Source organism: Sphingobacterium sp. MAE, assembly GCF_056711605.1.
In genome coordinates, this window is the sequence record NZ_CM160044.1 from 1363284 (window position 1) to 1384036 (window position 20753).

Here is a 20753-nt window from a genome sequence, read left to right on the forward strand (position 1 = left end):
AGTTATTAAAAGAAGAAGAAAAAAATGAAGAAAATTAATTTTAAATACCGGAAATTATGCTTGGTCACGGCAGTCATTGCTGCGACGCTTTCTTTGAGTGCATTTATTCCAAATCAAGAAAAACCAAAGGAAGAAAAGTTTTCCAACCTCAAAGTATTGCCCAAAAATACGACTCCAGATCAATTGAAAGCAGTTATGCATGAATTCAATGCATCCCTAGGCGTAAAGTGCGGATTTTGCCATGCCCCTTCAAAAGATGATCCTAAGAAAATGGATTTCGCCAGCGATGAAAATAAACATAAAAATGTCGCGCGCGATATGATGAAAATGACTGCTAAAATCAATAAGAAATACTTTCATAAAAACGATAAAGAAGGGGAGATCAAAGCCATCTCCTGCAAAACTTGCCATAACGGACAGAAACATCCCGAGATGAAAATCGCGAGTCTATAAAATCGTACATAAAAAGGAAGCATCAGCTTTCTTTTTATGAGCATTGGGGATATTTTGATTCACGTTATCGTACGCACTGCGCGATCTTGGAAGACCAGATGCATATTTTCTGAGGAATGATTTTATTTGATGTAAAAATAAAATCATTCATAATCAGATATTTCCTTGCTAAGGTGTATTTTTATTTTGCATATATCAAAAGAATATCTACCTTTGCATCACTCCAAACAACGAAATACTTGTTTGAACGGACCGCCCGGATGGCGGAATTGGTAGACGCGCTAGTCTCAAACACTAGTGGGAAACCGTGCCGGTTCGATCCCGGCTCCGGGTACCGAAAAAGGATCTGAAGTTAATTCTTCAGATCCTTTTCTTTTTACATCCCCTCACACTTTATGCGCGTCAGCAGAGCTAAGCTAGATTAGAATTTCATTAGATAGCTATATTTTTACCCATTTTACCCCTAGCTTTCTTTAAATTTGTGAATTAAAGTACAATACCATGCAGATTTTAGTTGTAGAAGACGATAAACGGATCAGTGATTTTCTAATTAAAGGATTAGAAGAAAATGGTTATATGGTTACCTTATGCCGATCTGCTGAAGAAGTGATCGCAGATTTTCTGAATATCGCATGGGACTTATTGATTGTTGATATCATGCTTCCGGGTATGGATGGCAGGCAATTGGTGAGTACGCTGCGTTACAAGAACTGTCATGCGCCAGTGTTGATGCTGAGCGCATTGAATACGGTACAAGACAAGGTCGATTCCTTAGACCTAGGAGCGGATGACTACCTCACCAAACCCTTTCATTTTGATGAATTATTATCCAGGATCAAAGCATTGACCCGCCGCAGTCAGATTGGTTTCGAAATTAAAAAAAGCCAATGTATTCAAGTCGGTGCACTAACCATTGATAAGGATCAGTACAAAGTCTTTGACGGCGATCAGGAATTGGAACTGTCTCCCCGAGAATTTAAACTGCTGATGTACCTCGTTGAAAATCAAAATAAAGCAGTCAGTAGAATTCAGATCCTCAATGCTGTTTGGGGAATTAATTTTGATAATCAGACCAACGTGGTTGATGTGTATATCTCCTATGTTCGCAATAAGATCGAAAAGAAACAAAAGTATATATTTACAGTAAAGGGGGTCGGGTATCTATTTAAATTGGAGCAATGAATTTAAAGAATCGTCTTTCTGTATATGCTGCTTTTATTTTTGGAGTGATTATTTTGATCGCTTCGACGATCATCTATGTTTCCTTCTACACCAGAATGGAAGGGCAGGAGTTTCGAAATCTGGAAAGTAAAACCCTGCTGTCGGCACTTTTTTATCTGGAGAAAGATGAGGTGTCCTTTATTGAACATGAAACCATTAAAAATCAGCTTCAAAAGAATATTTCCAAACGTAATATCCTGGTCGTCGATTCGCTCAATCGACGTTATGACGGACAGATGGAAGAAGATATCCCCATTTCGGCTGAATTTTTTGATTTAGTGCGTAAACAAGACGTTGCACAACTCAAAACAGATGCATTTTTTTATAATGGACTTTATTATCATGATAATGAAGGCGATTTTGTAATCGTCACGCGAGCTTCAACCGCTGAATTTCAAGATCAAATGCAATTACTGCTCCATATCTTATTGGCAGTTTCTTTTATCGGGCTCATCTTGATCCTCATCTTTTCCCAATTTTTAGGCAATATTGCTTATGATCCTATCCTGAAGATGATCAACCAGATTAAAAAGAGAGACGATCAAAATTTTAATGAACCGATCGTTTTAAACAAATCCTATCAAGAAGTCCAGGAGCTGGTGGATACTTACAATCATTTTGTTGAAAAACTAAGCGAAACCTTTTCCATTCAGAAAAATTTCATTGACTATGTGTCCCATGAACTGCGGACTCCACTTGCAGCCCTCTTAGGTACGCTGGAAGTCAGTAAACAGAAACCTCGTACCGTCGAGGAACATGAGCAGGTCAATTTGCAGCTCAAACGGTACACCGAAGACCTTCGCGATACGATCGATCATATGATGATCCTTTCGGGAGCAAAGACCAATTTCGAAACCAAGATCATCCGTATTGATGAGGTGCTATGGGAGATTATAGAACAATTGACTTTGGTGCATGGCGCTCAAATCAATGTTGATATCCAAGTGGTGGACACGGACATCCTAAAAGTCGATGCCAATGATAAGCTCTTGCAACTTGCCATTCAAAATATCATTTTGAATGGGGTGAAATATTCCAATAATCAACCCATCGTGGTGCATCTCAAATCGCATACAGGTAGATTATTAGTTGAAATTATAGATCAAGGTATTGGTATCGCGCCAGAAGAACTTATTCGGGTCACCGAAAACTTTTACCGAGGAGAGAATGCCCAAGATTTCAATGGAAAAGGAATCGGTCTATCCTTAGCCAATGTAATTTTTAAATTGCACCATATCCGTATGGACATCAGCTCCAATAAACAGGGAACAACAGTTTCCTTGTATTTCTAATCAAATTCTAATCTACTTCGAAATTCCTGTTAATCTACCAACACTAGCTTTGCTAAAAATAGTAAAGAGTGAAGATATATTGGTTTATCGGTGTTTTGCTGTTGACAGTTGGTCAATCGCGAGCACAAACGTACACGTTACAGGAATTGAAAGATATGCTCTTGCAGCATAATGGGCAATTGATCGCTCAAAAATATCAGATAGCAGCCTCCGATGCACTGATTGTGCAAGAAAAATTATGGTCCAATCCCACCTTAAGTATCAGTGAAGTCAATCTCTGGAAGAATGGTACATCGGAGACATTGCCTTATCTGTTCGGAAAATATGGACAACAGCAACAAGTTGCGGTAGAACTGGAGCAACTGATTGAAACGGCTGGAAAACGTCAAAAAAGAGTCCATCTCCAATCGTTAGAAAAAGAAGGACGCCTTGCTCGAATACGAAGAACTGCTACGCCAATTGCAGTTTGAGCTCGATGAAGCCTATTGGAACTATACGGGAGTTTCGCGAAAAGAAGCGCTTTTAGATACCATAGTCAATCTATATCAAAATTTAGAACAGCAATATAAACGTCAGTCGGATCTTAATAATATTCCTAAATCTGACTATCTGCGTATTCAATCGGCCTTGATGAATTTTGAGAAAGATCGGGTAGAACTCTATGCCGACAAGAATAATTGGTTGACCAAAATTAAAATTTTGACCCAACAAGAAGCGATTGAAAATCTACAAATTGAACAAGCCGATATACGCTTGGATTTAACTCAAAAAATCCCGCTTGATATCGAAGATCAGTTATGGGATCAAAATATTGGCTATCAAAAGCAGATCAACGAACGGGATAAAGCACAGCAACAATTACGGATTGAAAAAGCTGAAAAGACCCCAAATCTAACCTTTCAGTTGAGCTATGATCGTGGAGGAAATATCATGCGTGATTTTGTAGGAGTAGGGCTGAGCATGGATCTACCCATATGGAATCGCAATAAGGGAAATATCAAAGCGGCAGAAAGTAGGACCAAGCATGCCGAATCCGAACAACAGGTCTTGCTCCATCAACTTAAAGGGCAGCTCCAAGATCTGAAATATCAAGTGCAACTTTATGAAGCTACCCTGTTGAAATCACAACAGATCGCATCCGAAGAACGAAAAGCCATGATTGCCAACTACCAAAAACATCTACAAAAGAAGCAAATCACCTTATTGGAGTTTATAGACTTTATCGAAGCCTATCAAGAAACCGAAACGGGTATTGTCGATATGACCCTATCTTATCAATTGGCGTTTGCTCAGCTGCAATATTTAACAGGACAAAAATTTTAATAAGATCATAATGAAAACCAAATTAACATATGTATCGATGGTTGTTTTGATAAAATTGCTATCAGGATGTGCAGCTGATAGCACCACAACTACAACCGGGCATGTTGCTGATACTACCAAATTTTGCCTGAGTGAGCAGATGAAAAAAACGACTGTTATCAGTCCAATTGATCGTTTACCGATCACCGAACAACTGTCTTTATCCGGAAAGATCGATTACAATGAGAATGATCTGGTGGCTTTTAGAAGTTTATTGGAAGGTACAGTAGAACGTGTCGGATTTGAACTGGGTGATTATGTCAAGGCAGGACAAATATTGGCCACCATCAAATCAACACATGTACAAGAGCTATTTCAAGAACAGCGCAATTTCCAGAATCAAATCGCGATGGCGACCAAACAATTGCAGACCAAAAAAGAATTGCTACAGGACGGGATGGTTGCAGGTACCGAAGTATTGACCACAGAACATGAGTTAGCAAGCTTAAAAATAGAATTAGACCGCGTACAACAAGTCTTAAAAATGTATCGCGCCAAAGGGCAGGGATCCTTTGAAATTGTAGCACCCAAAAACGGCTACATCATTCAAAAAGCAGTCAGTGTCGGTCAGAGTATTTCGGCAGATCAAGATCCGCTTTTTTCGATATCCAATCTCAAGCAAGTGTGGGTGATGGTCAATATCTACGCCAATAATTTGAAATACATCAAGGAAGGCGATGCGGTAAAGGTAAAAACGATCGCACAGCCTGATATTTTTTATGCCGGTAAAATTGATAAAATATACCATGTATTTGATGACAATGAACACGTATTAAAAGCGCGTGTGGTTTTGGAAAATCAAAATTTACAGTTGATGCCCGGTTTAGCAGCCGATATCATTATCGACAAGTCCAATGCAGGAGCTGAAGCCTATGCAGTGCCCAATGCCGCCATTGTCTTTCACAACAATAAAGAATATGTCGTTATTTATAAAAATGACTGTGCTATTTCGACCAAACGCATTACGACGCTCGCATCCAATGAGCAATATACATTTGTTCAGGAAAAATTCGAACAAGGTGAGCAGGTCATCAGTAAAAATGCCTTGTTATTATTTGAACAGCTAAATCCCTAAGGCATGCAGAAGTTAGTACAAAATATCGTGACCTTTTCGTTGCGAAATACCACCGTTATTCTTTTTGCAACGATAGCATTGCTATTTGGGGGTATATATGCCCTACGCCATACCGCTATCGAAGCATTTCCCGATGTAACCAGTACGCGCGGCCGTATCATCACGCAGTGGCCCGGTAGAAGTGCAGAGGAGATGGAAAAACTGGTCACCTTACCGATATCAAAGGTGATGAATAGTATACCGCACAAGTCCAATATTCGGTCCATATCCTTATTTGGTCTCTCCGTGGTGACCGTACAGTTTGAAGATGGAGTCGATGATTTTTATGCACAGCAGTATATCTCCAATAAACTGAGCGGCGTCCAGCTGCCCGAAGGTGCCAGTGCTGAAATTGAACCTCCCTCGGGAGCGACAGGAGAAATCTTTCGCTATGTGATCAAAAGTGATCTTCCATTGAAGGAAATTACAGCCATACAGGACTGGGTGATTGAGCGCGAATTGCTTTCTGTCTCTGGAGTTGCCGATGTGGTAAGCTTTGGTGGAGAAGAGAAAACCTATGAAATCAAAATCAATCCAACAGAATTGAAAAATTTTGACCTTTCTCCATTAGATGTTTATGAAGCCGTATCCAAGTCCAATGTCAATGTGGGTGGAGATGTCATCGAACAGGGAAGTCAAGCGTATGTCGTGCGTGGAGTAGGTCTGTTAGATAAGATCGAGGATATTGGCAATATTACGATTAAATTAAATGGTTCTACCCCCATTTTAATTAAGAATGTGGCCGAAGTGGTCATCTCCCATAAGCCCCGTTTAGGGCAGGTCGGCTACAATGAACACAACGATATGGTCGAAGGGATTGTGGTCATGCTGCGTGGAGAAAATCCATCAGCTGTAATTGAAAATCTGAAAGCAAAAATTACCGAACTGAACGAACGCACATTGCCCGACAATGTGAAGATCGAAACTGTTATCGACAGAACCAAATTGGTAGACAATACCGTCAAGACGGTATCTAAAAACTTGGTCGAAGGGATCCTGTTGGTATCACTGATTGTTTTTATTTTTCTTTACAACTGGAAGTCCACCTTTATCGTCGCCTCGGTCATACCGCTCGCATTCCTATTTGCGATTATTATGCTCAAAATACAAGGATTGCCGGCCAACCTGATCTCTATGGGATCTTTAGATTTTGGACTGTTGCTGGAGGGAACCCTTGTTATTGTCGAAACTGTTTTCGTTGCCATGGCTACCTTATCGCATCGGGTAGGACCCGAGCGTTTTGCCAAAATGAGCAAGCTGGGGGTGATCAAGAAAAGTGCAGGTAGTGTAGCCTCCTACATCTTCTTTGCATTGCTGATTTTGATCGTTGCACTATTGCCTATCTTCTCCTTTCAAAAAGTAGAGGGAAAGATGTTTACACCATTGGCATTTACATTGGGTTACGCGTTATTAGGATCGCTGATCTTAAGTTTGACCTATGTTCCGGCGATGTGTAAATTGTTGTTTACCAAAAATATGGAGGAGAAGGAAAATATGATCACACGATTTTTCCAGAAAACAATTTTTGGTATGTATGCCACCGCATTCCGATATAAAAAAGCTACTATTGGTCTATTTTTAGGCATTTTAGCCTTATGTCTTTTCAAATTTATGCACTATGGATCTGAATTTTTACCCAAGCTCAACGAGGGAGCCATTTACATCCGTGCGACTTTGCCCAATAGCGTCAATTTGAAAGAATCGACCCGTTTGACGACAGAAATGAAAAAACTGATGCAGAAAGATTGTGAAGAGATTGATTTTATTTTAACACAAACTGGTCGACCAAATGATGGAACAGATCCTACCGGATTTTTTAATATCGAGTTCAATGTTCAGTTGAAAGATGCGAGCGACTGGAAGAGAAACGTATCCAAAGAAGATATTATTCAAGAAATGCGAGCCAAATTAGATCACTATCCCGGTATTACATTTGGATTCAGTCAGCCCATCCAAGACAATGTGGAAGAATACGTCGCCGGTGTCAAGAGTTCATTAGTCATCAAAATCTTTGGCGACGATCTCTACGATCTGGAGAAATATGCAAATCAAGTGGCCAAATCCATTTCAAAGGTTCAGGGTATTACCGACCTCAATGTGTATAAGAATATTGGATTACCGGAATTGAAGATTCAGTTGCACGATTCAAAGATGGCAAAATATGGGATTCAGACACGCGATGTACAGGCTGTTATTGAAATGACGATCGGCGGACAGGCAGCGACGACCTTTTATGAGGGCGATCGACAGTTTGATGTCATCCTTCGTTTTCAAGAAGCCTATCGCGATACGCCCACTAAAATTGGCAATATTTTGATCCCCACCAGTAATGGGCAGAATATCCCTTTACAGGAAATAGCAAGTATCAATTACCAGACAGGACCTGCATTTATCTATCGTGAAGGCAATAGCCGTTATATCGGTGTTGGATTTAGCATCGACGGCCGTGATTTGGGCAGTACCATCGCAGAAGCCAAAGAAGTAGTAGCCGCAGAAGTCAGTCTGCCAAAAGAAAATCATATGGAGTGGGCAGGAGAGTTTGAGAGTAAAGAACGTGCTGCCAAGCAACTGGCTTTAGTAGTTCCGATTTCTTTAGTTCTGATTTTATTGTTGCTATATGCCAATTTTGGCAATGTAAAAGATACCGCTATTGCCTCGCTCACGTTGCCTTTTGCCTTTATCGGAGGATTTATTTCACTTTGGGCCACAGGTACCATCTTTGGGATATCGGCAGGTATTGGTTTCATTATCCTATTTGGCGTCGCCACGATTGATGGGATCGTACTCATTGGCGTTATCCGCGACAACCTCAAGCATAAAATGAAATTGAAAGATTCCATTATACAAGGAGTCCGAAGCCGGATCAGACCTGTAGTCATGATCGCCTTAATGGGATCGATGGGTCTACTGCCTGCAGCCCTCTCAACAGGGATGGGTTCTGAAATCCAGAAACCACTGGCCATCATGATTGTAGGTGGACTGTTGATCTGTTTGGTGCTTTCGTTCACCATTTTACCCGTTGTTTTCTATCTCGCTTATCGTAAAGAAAAAGCGTAAACCCTATGGAAATATAGCGTAATAAAACCCTCAATGAGTACATTGAGGGTTTTATATTGATGTTATCTGTGGTTTCGATAGGGAGGTTTATTTAAGATATCGCGCAGCTCTTCTTCCGAATATTTTTTACCTCCCCTAAATGCTAACTTAAAATGACACACGAGCCGAAGATCATTCATAGAAAAAAACCTCTTTTCGTAAATATCTCTTGAATATCCGGTCAGTTCCTGTAATTTATCCCGGGGCATACCATTTGGATATCCATGTGCTAAGCTTTTTGCTTTATAAAGTTCGGCAAGTTGTTTTTTCGTGAGCTTACATCTAGTCGGTGTTTTATGTGCAGGTTCATGTCCTATCGATAGAATAAAATCATTCAAAGGTTGGTTGAGATTCCAAACGATACCACTAGGTGATATTTTCATCTTTTTAGCCAGTTCTTTTGCGGTTGGCTTACTTGTATTTTTCTTCAGATTCAAGTAGTGGTCTTTAACGCTAAATTTAGTCACCGGTATCTTTGTTCCTGCCATATAGCACAGATTATTCCACCCAAACTTTTCTTTCAGGTACCATAGCGAAGGAAAATTTTCAGGTTTCAGTTTTTCATATGTTTTGCCGTATTTAATTTTATGTTTTTTGATGAGGTTGATGACCTCTTCTTTCGCTTCGGCATCAGTCATCGTTGTGATTCTAAAATAGGGACGGAGACCGACGTATTCGAGCACATCTGGCCATGAATTAAGTCCAAAATGTGTAAAATACGACAAATGATTGTAAAGACCATTCTTGGCTCGGCAATCTCCAATAGTTGGGACCTTTTGATGTTTCAGATAGTATTGCAGTAAGGAGTTTTTAAGTTTCATCTTGGACGGTACCCTTCGCGAATTAGGTTCATAGCCGGCAGCAGCTATAAATTTATTCCACGATCCAAAATATTTAGATATAGTACCATTTTTCCTGGTAAATTCTCGACGCATCGGGATGCGTCCATGTAATTGATAAAAATCATGTACCATTTTAAACAATTCCTCGGTAATCTGTGCTGTTGTTTTTTTTACGTTAGGTTGATAGCCTGCAGCAGCTATAAAATTATTCCAGGTTCCAAAGTACCGACGCGCGATCGTATTGATAGCTTCACGTTCACGCCTTATCGGAATCCGACCATGTTGATCATAAAAATCTCTGATCTCGGAAAAGGCATTCGCAATAATTTGATCTTTATTTTTATTCAAGACTTATTATTTTATTAAAAATAGGGTTATAATATTGTCTTTAAATTAAGAAGTTAAGTGCAACTTTCAAAATATACTTTAAAATAGAGGATGATACAGGCCTATTTTTAATAATTTTACAACAGGATCAGATTAATCGCCAATCATTTCTTCAATTATGAGTAAATTAGCACATAGAAAGAGTAGGATTGCGTATTAAAGAGCGCTCCTGTCATTTTTCTGTTCAATATATTTTTATTAAAAACTCATATGGCAACACCTGATATTAAAATAGCCTGTTTTGGCGAAGTACTATGGGATATATTCCCGGGAGGAGATCGAAGAGCTGGAGGAGCACCTTTCAATGTCGCTTACCATCTCTCTAAAATGGGCGTTGAAGTCAATATGATCAGCAGTGTTGGAAATGATGAATTAGGCCGTGAACTATTGCAAAAAATACAGGACTGGAAAATCTCGACAGCAGGAATACAGATCAACAATACCTATCCAACAAGCACCGTTGTCGCTACGATCGATGAACATCATGATGCGCACTATGATATTGTTAGCGACGTAGCGTGGGATTATATGGAGTTCAATCCTGTCAACCAGGCTATGGTAGCCACATCCGATGCACTGGTTTTTGGATCATTGGCTACCCGCAACGAACGAACAAGAAACACCCTATTCCAATTGTTAGAAGCGAGTTCATACCCTGTTTTCGATATCAATCTGCGTGCGCCACATTATGATGTACATGTTATAAAAGATCTGTTGTATAAAACGCACTTGGCCAAATTTAATAAAGCCGAACTGCGTATGCTGATTGATTTTATGGGTAAGTCGTATACCACAGAAGAGGATAGTGTGAATTTTCTGCGAGATACCTTTGGTATTGGAGAGGTGATCGTATCCAAGGGGAGTAAAGGAGCGCTATATGCCGATCATCATGATTTTTATTCCATACCGACCATTCCTATTCAAGTAAAAGATACTGTTGGTAGTGGTGACTCCTTTTTGGCCGGTTTTTTATCCAAAAGATTGGAGCAGGGAACTTCCGCAACCGCAATGATGCATCAAGCCGTTTCCTTAGGCGCATTTGTTACTGCTCAGGAAGGCGCTTGTCCAGAATATACATTAGCAGATTTTATTTCCTTTCGAGAGGCAGCCGCTCAGAAGCATGGATAAGAACTAAGGTAATTTTTCATTTTACTTAATGAGTGATATTTGAGGCATACAGTAGTTATTTTGCTCTTTATGCATTTTATTTCGTACATTAGATTGTGATTATTTTATATTACTTTAATGAATGAAATAATACGCATTAATACTGAAAAATTATGCTTATGAATGATATAGTGGACATTAGCTTGCTGTCGGATAAAGCCATTCTTCAAAAAGTTGGTTGGTTTATTCAACAGACCCGGATCAAGCAAAACCTAACCCAAAGCGAGTTGGCAGCACAAGCCGCTATTAGCCGCTCTACCTTAAGTTTGGTCGAGCGCGGAGACAATATATCGCTCATCAATCTGATTAAAATATTACGCACCTTAAATGCGCTGTATGTGTTAAATGATTTTGAAGTAAGAGAAGAATTAAGCCCTTTACAACTGGCAAAGGGCGAAAAGCAGCAACGTAAACGAGCCTCTAGATCACAATCTGAGCATCCAGATATAAACGATTTGGGATGGTAACGACAGCATTTATCAATATCTACGGGCGGCGCGTAGGCGCAGTCGCCTGGGATGCAGACCGAGGTCTTGCTAGTTTTGAGTACGACCCCAAATTTCCAATAGACCGCTTTCCTATTGCCCCCATTAAAATGCCGGCAAAAAATAGAGTATATAATTTTCCGGAATTCAGGGATAGTGAAACTTTCAAAGGTTTGCCCGGGCTTTTAGCAGATGCTTTACCAGATCGTTACGGGAGAGATTTAATAAATGCCTGGCTTGCCCGACAGGGGCGTCCTGATAATAGTCTGAATCCCGTAGAGTTGCTCTGCTTTATTGGTAAACGTGGAATGGGAGCCTTAGAATTCGAACCCGTGTTGAGCAAGGAGTCAGCTTCTTATGAGGTAGAATTAAGTGATTTGATCGAAACCACAAAAGCTTTATTGGAGAACAAGGAGACCATCAACCTAAAAACCAATAAAAGCATGGAAGATGTGATGTTGGATGTGTTGAAGATGGGAACTTCGGCAGGAGGTGCACGTCCCAAAGCCATCATCGCCTATAATGAACAGACAGGACAGGTGAGATCTGGACAAACGTTAGTTGACGAAGGTTTTGAGCATTGGTTAATCAAGTTTGACGAGGTGAGCGACGTGCAATTTGGTGTGTCAAAAGGATACGGAAGAGTCGAGATGGCTTATTATCAGATGGCCATAGACTTTGGTATTGACATGATGGAATCGCGATTGATTGAAGAAAATAATCGGGTGCACTTCATGACCAAACGTTTTGATCGTATAGCCGGCAATCAAAAAATTCACAGCCAGACATTGTGTGCCTTGCAGCATTATGATTTTGCAAATATTTCCTCCTATAGCTATGAGCAAGTCTTTCAAACCATGCGTCAGTTGCGGTTGAGCTATGCAGAAGCAGAGCAAATGTACAAGCGCATGGTCTTTAATATCATCGCACGAAATTGTGACGATCATACCAAGAACTTTGCCTTTTTAATGGATCGCAGAGGAAAGTGGACATTAGCACCTGCATACGACATCTGTTTCGCATACCGTCCTGACAGTGTTTGGGTGAGCCAGCATAATTTAAGTGTCAACGGCAAGCGCAAGGATTTTTTGAGAGCAGATCTATTGACGATAGCCGAGCAAAATTCCATTCGATATCCGGAAAATGCAATCAATGACTGTCTGCAAATTGTACGTAATTGGAAAGATTATGCCACGAGATGTGAAATAGATCAGGAGAAAAGAGAATTAATAGACCACGCTCTTATAAAGGAATTGAAATAAACCGTTTTCTATCCTGCACCAGCAGGTTAAAAGTGAAGAAATCTTTCCCGTCGGAATGAGCGAGCGGAGGTATTAACCAACCTCATTCTTCAAGGTGATAAATTCCTTTTCAAATTCTTTAGCATAGTTATATCCAAACTGATATATCTGATCCACTTTACTGGTGTCAAATGTTTTAAACTGATTGATCTCCTCCGGCTGTAAGAATATATCGCAATCACCAGGAGCTTCAGCCCTAATATTGGAAGTCGTGATCCGGATGATGCGCTCCACAATCTGTTTGTAGTTGAGTCTACCTTCGGAACGGTTGACCGGATTGACATTGATGCCGATACTTTTGTTGCAGGTCGCTTTGATCTGCTCCACCGGAAAGTTATTCACTATTCCTCCATCACACAGAAAACGGTTGTTTTTATAAGCTACAGGTTGAAATACCAAAGGAAAACAGCAAGAAGATTTAACCGCAAAAGATAGTGAACCTTGATTGAATATCAGTGACTCCGCATTGGTTAAATCCGTAACGGCAACATAAAGCGGCATTTTTAAGCCTTCGAAACTGTCGTGAGGAATATACTTTTTAATGATTTTTTCAAAAATATCTGCACTAAACAGTCCATCCGTTCTAATAGAAAAGTCAGAATAGGTGAAGAATTTTTCTACTTTTACCAGTTCCAATATCTCTAGCGGAGCGTATCCTTCGGCTATAAAAGCACCAACCAAAGCGCCAGCGCTTGCGCCCGATATCGCATGAAGTTGTATATCCAATTCCTTCAGGTATTGCAGTATGCCCAAATGCGCGATTCCTCTGAAACCACCACCAGATAGTGTAATTCCTATTTTGTTGTTTACAATCATTTCAATTTTCTGTAAGAATGCCTATTTCAACTCACCATCTTCGCAACATTTTTTCTCCGTTATCGGATTGATGGCTTTAAAATCAAATTTAAGTTTATTCGGTCAAATAACCAGTAAGTTATAGGGTTTAAATATCGACTGAACTTGGGTGTTACTTGACTACACAGTAGCATTAGGGCTTTGTTAAGAAGATAAAATCAAATTCCTCATAGCAGATATTTATTTATATTCTGGTTTTCCGTATAATTTGTTATAATATTTAACTGTATCTTAACGAAATTTTTAACTTATAGAATGAATATGAAAAAATTATTACTATTGTTTTTAGCGGTAGGTACATTAGTGAGTTGCAGTAAAAGTGAAGACTCCAATCCTGAATTTAAAATTAACCAAAAAGAAGTTAAACTAAATTATGATGGTAGTTTCAACTTTAAGGTGGAGAATGCTTCCAATGTTTCTTGGACATCATCTGATGAATTTGTGGGTACAATTGGTTCAGATGGTAAATTTGAGGCGAAACATATCGGAGAAGTGACTATTACGGGAAAAGTAGGTGGTAGCTCAGTTTCAGCCAAAGTTGTCGTTGAGCCATACATTACAGGCGTTGTGGAGCCATTTTTTGATTTTACAAAAGGAGCTTCTAGCGTAAAATCGTATGAGAAAAGAAAACTCATATCGGAAACATCAACATTTATTTATTATAGTGATGCAAATAAATATGTTACAAACTCTCTTTATAGTTTAGAAGGTGGTGTTCTGAAAAGCTCAGCATTAATGTTTGTCTCATCAAGTGCTGAAAATGTGGTAAAATTTTATGGTGAAAGATATAAATTTGACGGTTATGAGGATAAAATTGGCTTTTTCACAAGTAAAGATGCGAAAATCATGGTAGGAGTTACTGTAGATGCTAACTTAGGATTAGTCGCTCTTTATATGCCTAATACTTCAAAGAATAAGGCTTCCATAAAAATGGCTAGCAAGGATTATCATTCGGTTATTAAAAATATTAAATAGTCGAATTGAAATTTTAATTTTTAACAAAAATCCTTACATCGTACTGTAAGGATTTTTTTATGTTAACCTATTTATATAGAGAGACAAAACCAATATTTTACTTCCAGTATGGTGCGATTAGAGGTGGTGGTAACGAAAATGAAAATGAGCCAGTTGTAAGATTTCAATTCCAAGATGGTGCGATTAAAGTTAACGGCGACCGAGGTGTGGTCGCTTCATGTTCTTAATTTCAATTCCAGTATGGTGCGATTAAAGGGCAACAGCCCGAAGCAACAAGGTTTCAGTCTGTTTATTTCAATTCCAAGATGGTGCGATTAAAGGCCGCGCAGTTGGCGCGTGTGCGGCAGCCCTAGAGGATTTCAATTCCAAGATGGTGCGATTAAAGGTTTTGCGCCATTTAGCCACATTTTTAAAGATTAAAGATTTCAATTCCAAGATGGTGCGATTAAAGGATCGTCATGACAGATATCTTGCTCATGTCCGCAGTAATTTCAATTCCAAGATGGTGCGATTAAAGGCTTAGGAATACCTAAGTACAAGACTGCAGAGATACTATTTCAATTCCAAGATGGTGCGATTAAAGGTAAGCCACCATCCACCAATATGATCGGTTATAGATATTTCAATTCCAAGATGGTGCGATTAAAGGAAGCAAGGGATCCTTTAAAGTCACCTGCAACTCGACTATTTCAATTCCAAGATGGTGCGATTAAAGGTCCGCTCTTTTATTCATTTTGTTTGTCGTAATAACATATTTCAATTCCAAGATGGTGCGATTAAAGGTTAGGTAATTACGCTCCTATCTTTCAACAAGTGGAATTTCAATTCCAAGATGGTGCGATTAAAGGGAATCTTCAAGCCGAAGTTGATTATAAGCTAACCAAATTTCAATTCCAAGATGGTGCGATTAAAGGTAGTAAAACTGAAAACTAAGGTTGAATACTTAGAGGTATTTCAATTCCAAGATGGTGCGATTAAAGGATTAAATCATTTATAGAAAATAATTTTGACACCTCTATTTCAATTCCAAGATGGTGCGATTAAAGGGAGGCTTAAGGAAAGAAGGTAAACCCTGCTAGCCAATAGATTTCAATTCCAAGATGGTGCGATTAAAGGGAGCAAGGTACAATAACAAGTGTTAACAAGCCTAATTATTTCAATTCCAAGATGGTGCGATTAAAGGAACAATTAGCGAAGATCAGGAATACTTACGGCATATTTCAATTCCAAGATGGTGCGATTAAAGGAGACCTCAGCGGTCAGTCGCAGAATTATATTCTGTTATTTCAATTCCAAGATGGTGCGATTAAAGGTTGGCGGCCCGATCATGACACCTACGGGATTATCTTAATTTCAATTCCAAGATGGTGCGATTAAAGGGCTTTAGCGGCAGCCCTAAATACGCCGCCTTTATCAATTTCAATTCCAAGATGGTGCGATTAAAGGTAGTTACAGCCATATGTTACCAAGTTAAAACTTTATTTCAATTCCAAGATGGTGCGATTAAAGGTTTTTAGCTCATCTCGACCCTCTTTAGTAAAAGATAAATTTCAATTCCAAGATGGTGCGATTAAAGGCCTAGAGGTGTGGATATAAAAGCCCAAGCCGCCTTGGATTTCAATTCCAAGATGGTGCGATTAAAGGGCGGCGATGGCTTTAACACGCGAAGAACCCGCAATGAATTTCAATTCCAAGATGGTGCGATTAAAGGTACCACCATCTTGTTCTATAGCGATCTTATATTCATTTCAATTCCAAGATGGTGCGATTAAAGGAGTCATTACCTTTAAGCGATTCTTTTCAGGTCGATCAATTTCAATTCCAAGATGGTGCGATTAAAGGTTTGCAACAGCAGGTTAGGTACGCAATTGAATTCTAATTTCAATTCCAAGATGGTGCGATTAAAGGCCAGTCGCAGGATCTCGACCTACTAAAGAACCTTCATTTCAATTCCAAGATGGTGCGATTAAAGGAGGAGATTTCTATTACTCTCCTTACAATCGCACACAGATTTCAATTCCAAGATGGTGCGATTAAAGGTATGATGCAACTACAGAAATAAAGCCTGTTCCCCCATTTCAATTCCAAGATGGTGCGATTAAAGGCATTACACCAGGAGAAAAATTATATGCAAAAGTTATTTCAATTCCAAGATGGTGCGATTAAAGGCATTAAAGGCAGGATAGAATCCTCCACCGACAGCACGATTTCAATTCCAAGATGGTGCGATTAAAGGGCTGCTGAAGACATCTCTAATGCGGTATTCCAAATATTTCAATTCCAAGATGGTGCGATTAAAGGGAAGTTCAAAAAGATTGTAATCCGTGCCCATTGTTAATTTCAATTCCAAGATGGTGCGATTAAAGGTTCCAATACGGCAAAAATGCCTGTGATTTTGACAACATTTCAATTCCAAGATGGTGCGATTAAAGGAGTTAGTTGGTGACGTATTGACGGTCGGTTTTGCAATTTCAATTCCAAGATGGTGCGATTAAAGGACTGGGTGTAGAAAAAGTCTTTGAAAATAAAGACACATTTCAATTCCAAGATGGTGCGATTAAAGGTCCCGTCCATGTATTGTTGGAAGGTCTTGCCTATAGATTTCAATTCCAAGATGGTGCGATTAAAGGTATGGGACTGGCGAAACAATTCGACCTCTTTGTGATATTTCAATTCCAAGATGGTGCGATTAAAGGTGTTAGAATTATTCATGCTAGTAAGCATTATTGTAAATTTCAATTCCAAGATGGTGCGATTAAAGGGTTATAATTGAGTATGTTAAAGAACGATGTCATTTTCATTTCAATTCCAAGATGGTGCGATTAAAGGAAGCACCAATCACACAGCGTAACTTTGTAGATTGTAGTATTTCAATTCCAAGATGGTGCGATTAAAGGATTCGTAGTCGGATTCCTATTTATAGGCTACACACATTTCAATTCCAAGATGGTGCGATTAAAGGTCAATATGTTAAATACTTAATTCTAACGCCTTAAAAATTTCAATTCCAAGATGGTGCGATTAAAGGAAATTTGCGTTAACTAGTTTTTTAACTGTATTCATATTTCAATTCCAAGATGGTGCGATTAAAGGTACTTTTTGCGCGTGTACCATACTACTAAGCTAGATTTCAATTCCAAGATGGTGCGATTAAAGGCAGCATCTCGTCGAACTTGCACCCTGCGTTATATATTATTTCAATTCCAAGATGGTGCGATTAAAGGAAACCGGAAGCGCGTTCGTTACGGGTGTTTTTCAAAATTTCAATTCCAAGATGGTGCGATTAAAGGTTCATGCCTTCGACCTTTAATGATGCTAACCGAAATTTCAATTCCAAGATGGTGCGATTAAAGGATCCGTTGTTCGATATAACAACACCAAGTGTTAATAATTTCAATTCCAAGATGGTGCGATTAAAGGTTTTGACGTTGACGGTCTGGAGATCAAAGCACGTAATTTCAATTCCAAGATGGTGCGATTAAAGGTAGAATCGAATCAGATGTTCAATAACGCGAATATGCGATTTCAATTCCAAGATGGTGCGATTAAAGGATTCCTGAGAACGCGACAAAAATTACGGGAAGCGGAATTTCAATTCCAAGATGGTGCGATTAAAGGTAGAATCGAATCAGATGTTCAATAACGCGAATATGCGATTTCAATTCCAAGATGGTGCGATTAAAGGTACCGTAGGCGGGCTATTGAATTTTATGTCTTCGCCATTTCAATTCCAAGATGGTGCGATTAAAGGAATCAGCCGCTTTAGTTATCGTGAATCGTTTAAATATATTTCAATTCCAAGATGGTGCGATTAAAGGTATTAGCTTATTTATAATTGTATTTGCTGAAAAGCTATTTCAATTCCAAGATGGTGCGATTAAAGGCAAGGTCCGAAAACATCCGGTAGCCGCTGCGCTTCTATTTTCAATTCCAAGATGGTGCGATTAAAGGGTTCAATTTGGAGGTGATAAAGATCGTACTTTCAGAATTTCAATTCCAAGATGGTGCGATTAAAGGTAATACAGCAGATAGTGCTGCTATTGTAGCGCCTATATTTCAATTCCAAGATGGTGCGATTAAAGGAAGGATATCGCTAAATCATTGCTTCATCAGCTTGTAAATTTCAATTCCAAGATGGTGCGATTAAAGGTTTTTTGTTTTCTTTTTTGTAACGGTAGCCATTTCATTTCAATTCCAAGATGGTGCGATTAAAGGAACCTTACAGGCGTGTTCGAGCTTCCGAAGGCCGTATTTCAATTCCAAGATGGTGCGATTAAAGGTCGTATTACAACACATCCCCGCACCCCTTATAAACTATTTCAATTCCAAGATGGTGCGATTAAAGGTATTGAAGACAATGAAATCATGAATTGGTATAAATCAATTTCAATTCCAAGATGGTGCGATTAAAGGCAGACGCCAATAAAACAATCGAAATACCTTCCGATATTTCAATTCCAAGATGGTGCGATTAAAGGTCCTTATAGTCCCTACGAAGCAATTCAAGTACACTATTTCAATTCCAAGATGGTGCGATTAAAGGGTGCTATCAACACTGAGGAAGAAATTGATTTACTAAATTTCAATTCCAAGATGGTGCGATTAAAGGAAGGTGCAAACAATAATATTAACATGCAAATATATCGATTTCAATTCCAAGATGGTGCGATTAAAGGTCAAAGAGAACCTAATAAGCCGCGTTGATGGATACGATTTCAATTCCAAGATGGTGCGATTAAAGGAAAGCAAGCTTGATGAAGGCACGCTTTTTCAATCAAATTTCAATTCCAAGATGGTGCGATTAAAGGTGATGTCGTTTTTCTAAGCAATACTACCAAATCTATATTTCAATTCCAAGATGGTGCGATTAAAGGCAGCTGAGTTAACGCAGGAGTTTTACAAGAAGCAATTTCAATTCCAAGATGGTGCGATTAAAGGTTCTACAGCTTGCTTTTTATCTTGTATAGATTTTTCAATTTCAATTCCAAGATGGTGCGATTAAAGGTTCCATAGTTGACGCTCAAATTCCATCTGTATTTCAATTTCAATTCCAAGATGGTGCGATTAAAGGCATTACTCAGCCCTCCAGAATCTAACCTTACCTTCATTTCAATTCCAAGATGGTGCGATTAAAGGCAAAATAACCTCTTATAAAATGTCTCATAAGAAAATCATTTCAATTCCAAGATGGTGCGATTAAAGGATGTTATTTGGAAGGGCAAAGGAAAATAGAAGCTCAATTTCAATTCCAAGATGGTGCGATTAAAGGAAAAAACTTTGAAGTATGCGAGATTTATATATGCGGATTTCAATTCCAAGATGGTGCGATTAAAGGTATCGATTATGCTATTTACATGTGTCAGTCAGCATATTTCAATTCCAAGATGGTGCGATTAAAGGAGAAGGGTGATCGCGAATATAGTTATATTCATTTTAAATTTCAATTCCAAGATGGTGCGATTAAAGGGAAATAATTAAAGAACCAATCCCACTAACAGAAGAGATTTCAATTCCAAGATGGTGCGATTAAAGGTCCTACCTCACCCAATGCGTCTTTTAAGAAGTCAGATTTCAATTCCAAGATGGTGCGATTAAAGGCAATACCCTAAATGAGATTTACCATTTATTTTTTCAATTTCAATTCCAAGATGGTGCGATTAAAGGCTACAGATTCATTATATACTTCGATATTAGCAACTTTATTTCAATTCCAAGATGGTGCGATTAAAGGCCCAAGTCAGGCAGTGCCATTGACCACGGTACCATATTTCAATTCCAAGATGGTGCGATTAAAGGGATATCAAGGGGCTGTCAATGAAATTCCTATTTCGAATTTCAATTCCAAGATGGTGCGATTAAAGGTGCAGTTGGTTACAATGATTACACTAAAAAAGTTATATTTCAATTCCAAGATGGTGCGATTAAAGGGGGGTTGAAGAGATATAAAGGATTGTCATATTTAGAAATTTCAATTCCAAGATGGTGCGATTAAAGGGTTTAATTAATTCTTTGATTTTCTCGTATGATTCTTTATTTCAATTCCAAGATGGTGCGATTAAAGGTATAGATCAATATTCAAGCCATTACGGGATACCTATTTCAATTCCAAGATGGTGCGATTAAAGGCTGAATTCAAACTGAAAAGTAAATTTGTCTTACCATATTTCAATTCCAAGATGGTGCGATTAAAGGTAGCCGAATGT

At 38.9% G+C, this 20753-nt stretch carries 13 protein-coding genes, 1 tRNA gene and 1 CRISPR repeat array (1 of these 15 only partly in view); of the genes, 12 read left to right on the forward strand and 2 right to left on the reverse strand.

Annotated features, from left to right (window positions below):
• Positions 1 to 24: 24 nt before the first annotated feature.
• The 8 genes from AC06G9_RS05845 to AC06G9_RS05880 all read left to right on the forward strand — a co-directional run bounded on the left by AC06G9_RS05845 (position 25) and on the right by AC06G9_RS05880 (position 8499).
• Positions 25 to 453, forward strand: a complete 429-nt coding sequence (locus tag AC06G9_RS05845; RefSeq protein ID WP_052627568.1) for a c-type cytochrome — start codon at positions 25 to 27, stop codon at positions 451 to 453.
• 254 nt (positions 454 to 707) lie between these two features.
• Positions 708 to 787: transfer RNA gene (locus AC06G9_RS05850), tRNA-Leu, on the forward strand.
• A 167-nt stretch (positions 788 to 954) separates the two neighbouring features.
• Positions 955 to 1635 (forward strand): response regulator transcription factor, encoded by a 681-nt coding sequence (locus tag AC06G9_RS05855; protein WP_045753743.1) that lies wholly within the window; start codon positions 955 to 957, stop codon positions 1633 to 1635.
• Positions 1632 to 2966, forward strand: a complete 1335-nt coding sequence (locus AC06G9_RS05860) for a sensor histidine kinase (RefSeq protein WP_293927918.1) — start codon at positions 1632 to 1634, stop codon at positions 2964 to 2966. Before AC06G9_RS05855 ends, AC06G9_RS05860 begins: the two co-directional genes overlap by 4 nt.
• A gap of 68 nt (positions 2967 to 3034) precedes the next feature.
• A complete protein-coding gene (locus tag AC06G9_RS05865) occupies positions 3035 to 3436 on the forward strand; it encodes a hypothetical protein (RefSeq protein ID WP_480957671.1) in 402 nt (133 codons plus the stop codon).
• Positions 3396 to 4289 carry a TolC family protein gene (locus tag AC06G9_RS05870; protein WP_480957672.1) on the forward strand — a complete coding sequence of 298 codons (894 nt, stop codon included), beginning with the start codon at positions 3396 to 3398 and terminating at the stop codon, positions 4287 to 4289. The genes AC06G9_RS05865 and AC06G9_RS05870 overlap by 41 nt, the downstream gene beginning before the upstream one ends.
• A 10-nt stretch (positions 4290 to 4299) precedes the next feature.
• Positions 4300 to 5403, forward strand: a complete 1104-nt coding sequence (locus AC06G9_RS05875; protein WP_045753740.1) for an efflux RND transporter periplasmic adaptor subunit — start codon at positions 4300 to 4302, stop codon at positions 5401 to 5403.
• Between the two features lie 3 nt (positions 5404 to 5406).
• Complete coding sequence (locus tag AC06G9_RS05880; protein ID WP_480957673.1) at positions 5407 to 8499, forward strand: efflux RND transporter permease subunit; 3093 nt, start codon at positions 5407 to 5409, stop codon at positions 8497 to 8499.
• A 62-nt stretch (positions 8500 to 8561) separates the two neighbouring features.
• Here the strand turns inward: AC06G9_RS05880 and AC06G9_RS05885 are convergent, their stop codons facing one another.
• Positions 8562 to 9728 carry a homing endonuclease associated repeat-containing protein gene (locus tag AC06G9_RS05885; protein WP_480957674.1) on the reverse strand — a complete coding sequence of 389 codons (1167 nt, stop codon included), beginning with the start codon at positions 9726 to 9728 and terminating at the stop codon, positions 8562 to 8564.
• Between the two features lie 249 nt (positions 9729 to 9977).
• Between AC06G9_RS05885 and AC06G9_RS05890 the strand changes: the two genes are divergently transcribed.
• The 3 genes from AC06G9_RS05890 (at position 9978) to AC06G9_RS05900 (ending at position 12681) form a co-directional block, all read left to right on the forward strand.
• Positions 9978 to 10895 (forward strand): carbohydrate kinase family protein, encoded by a 918-nt coding sequence (locus tag AC06G9_RS05890; RefSeq protein ID WP_480957675.1) that lies wholly within the window; start codon positions 9978 to 9980, stop codon positions 10893 to 10895.
• Between the two features lie 158 nt (positions 10896 to 11053).
• Positions 11054 to 11401, forward strand: coding sequence for a helix-turn-helix domain-containing protein (locus AC06G9_RS05895; RefSeq protein ID WP_293927903.1), 348 nt, complete (start codon positions 11054 to 11056; stop codon positions 11399 to 11401).
• Complete coding sequence (locus AC06G9_RS05900) at positions 11395 to 12681, forward strand: type II toxin-antitoxin system HipA family toxin (protein WP_480957676.1); 1287 nt, start codon at positions 11395 to 11397, stop codon at positions 12679 to 12681. Before AC06G9_RS05895 ends, AC06G9_RS05900 begins: the two co-directional genes overlap by 7 nt.
• A 72-nt stretch (positions 12682 to 12753) precedes the next feature.
• Here AC06G9_RS05900 and AC06G9_RS05905 read toward each other — a convergent pair whose 3' ends face one another.
• Positions 12754 to 13536, reverse strand: coding sequence for a patatin-like phospholipase family protein (locus AC06G9_RS05905; RefSeq protein ID WP_045753735.1), 783 nt, complete (start codon positions 13534 to 13536; stop codon positions 12754 to 12756).
• Positions 13537 to 13836: 300 nt separating this feature from the next.
• Here AC06G9_RS05905 and AC06G9_RS05910 point away from each other — a divergent pair, with 300 nt between their 5' ends.
• The gene (locus tag AC06G9_RS05910) at positions 13837 to 14550 is read left to right on the forward strand and encodes a hypothetical protein (protein ID WP_346606557.1); all 714 of its coding nucleotides are present in this window, start codon (positions 13837 to 13839) and stop codon (positions 14548 to 14550) included.
• Positions 14551 to 14644: 94 nt separating this feature from the next.
• A CRISPR array of direct repeats spans positions 14645 to 20753; the repeat unit is 30 nt; unit sequence ATTTCAATTCCAAGATGGTGCGATTAAAGG (it continues 2898 nt past the right edge of the window).

Bases quoted from the DNA above. Each gene is read 5' to 3' on its own strand.
- AC06G9_RS05880 (WP_480957673.1), top strand. From the start codon at position 5,407: ATGCAGAAGTTAGTACAAAATATCGTGACCTTTTCGTTGCGAAATACC.
- AC06G9_RS05910 (WP_346606557.1), top strand. From the start codon at position 13,837: ATGAAAAAATTATTACTATTGTTTTTAGCGGTAGGTACATTAGTGAGT.
- AC06G9_RS05855 (WP_045753743.1), top strand. From the start codon at position 955: ATGCAGATTTTAGTTGTAGAAGACGATAAACGGATCAGTGATTTTCTA.
- AC06G9_RS05900 (WP_480957676.1), top strand. From the start codon at position 11,395: ATGGTAACGACAGCATTTATCAATATCTACGGGCGGCGCGTAGGCGCA.
- AC06G9_RS05890 (WP_480957675.1), top strand. From the start codon at position 9,978: ATGGCAACACCTGATATTAAAATAGCCTGTTTTGGCGAAGTACTATGG.
- AC06G9_RS05845 (WP_052627568.1), top strand. From the start codon at position 25: ATGAAGAAAATTAATTTTAAATACCGGAAATTATGCTTGGTCACGGCA.
- AC06G9_RS05905 (WP_045753735.1), bottom strand. From the start codon at position 13,536: ATGATTGTAAACAACAAAATAGGAATTACACTATCTGGTGGTGGTTTC.
- AC06G9_RS05895 (WP_293927903.1), top strand. From the start codon at position 11,054: ATGAATGATATAGTGGACATTAGCTTGCTGTCGGATAAAGCCATTCTT.
- AC06G9_RS05860 (WP_293927918.1), top strand. From the start codon at position 1,632: ATGAATTTAAAGAATCGTCTTTCTGTATATGCTGCTTTTATTTTTGGA.
- AC06G9_RS05875 (WP_045753740.1), top strand. From the start codon at position 4,300: ATGAAAACCAAATTAACATATGTATCGATGGTTGTTTTGATAAAATTG.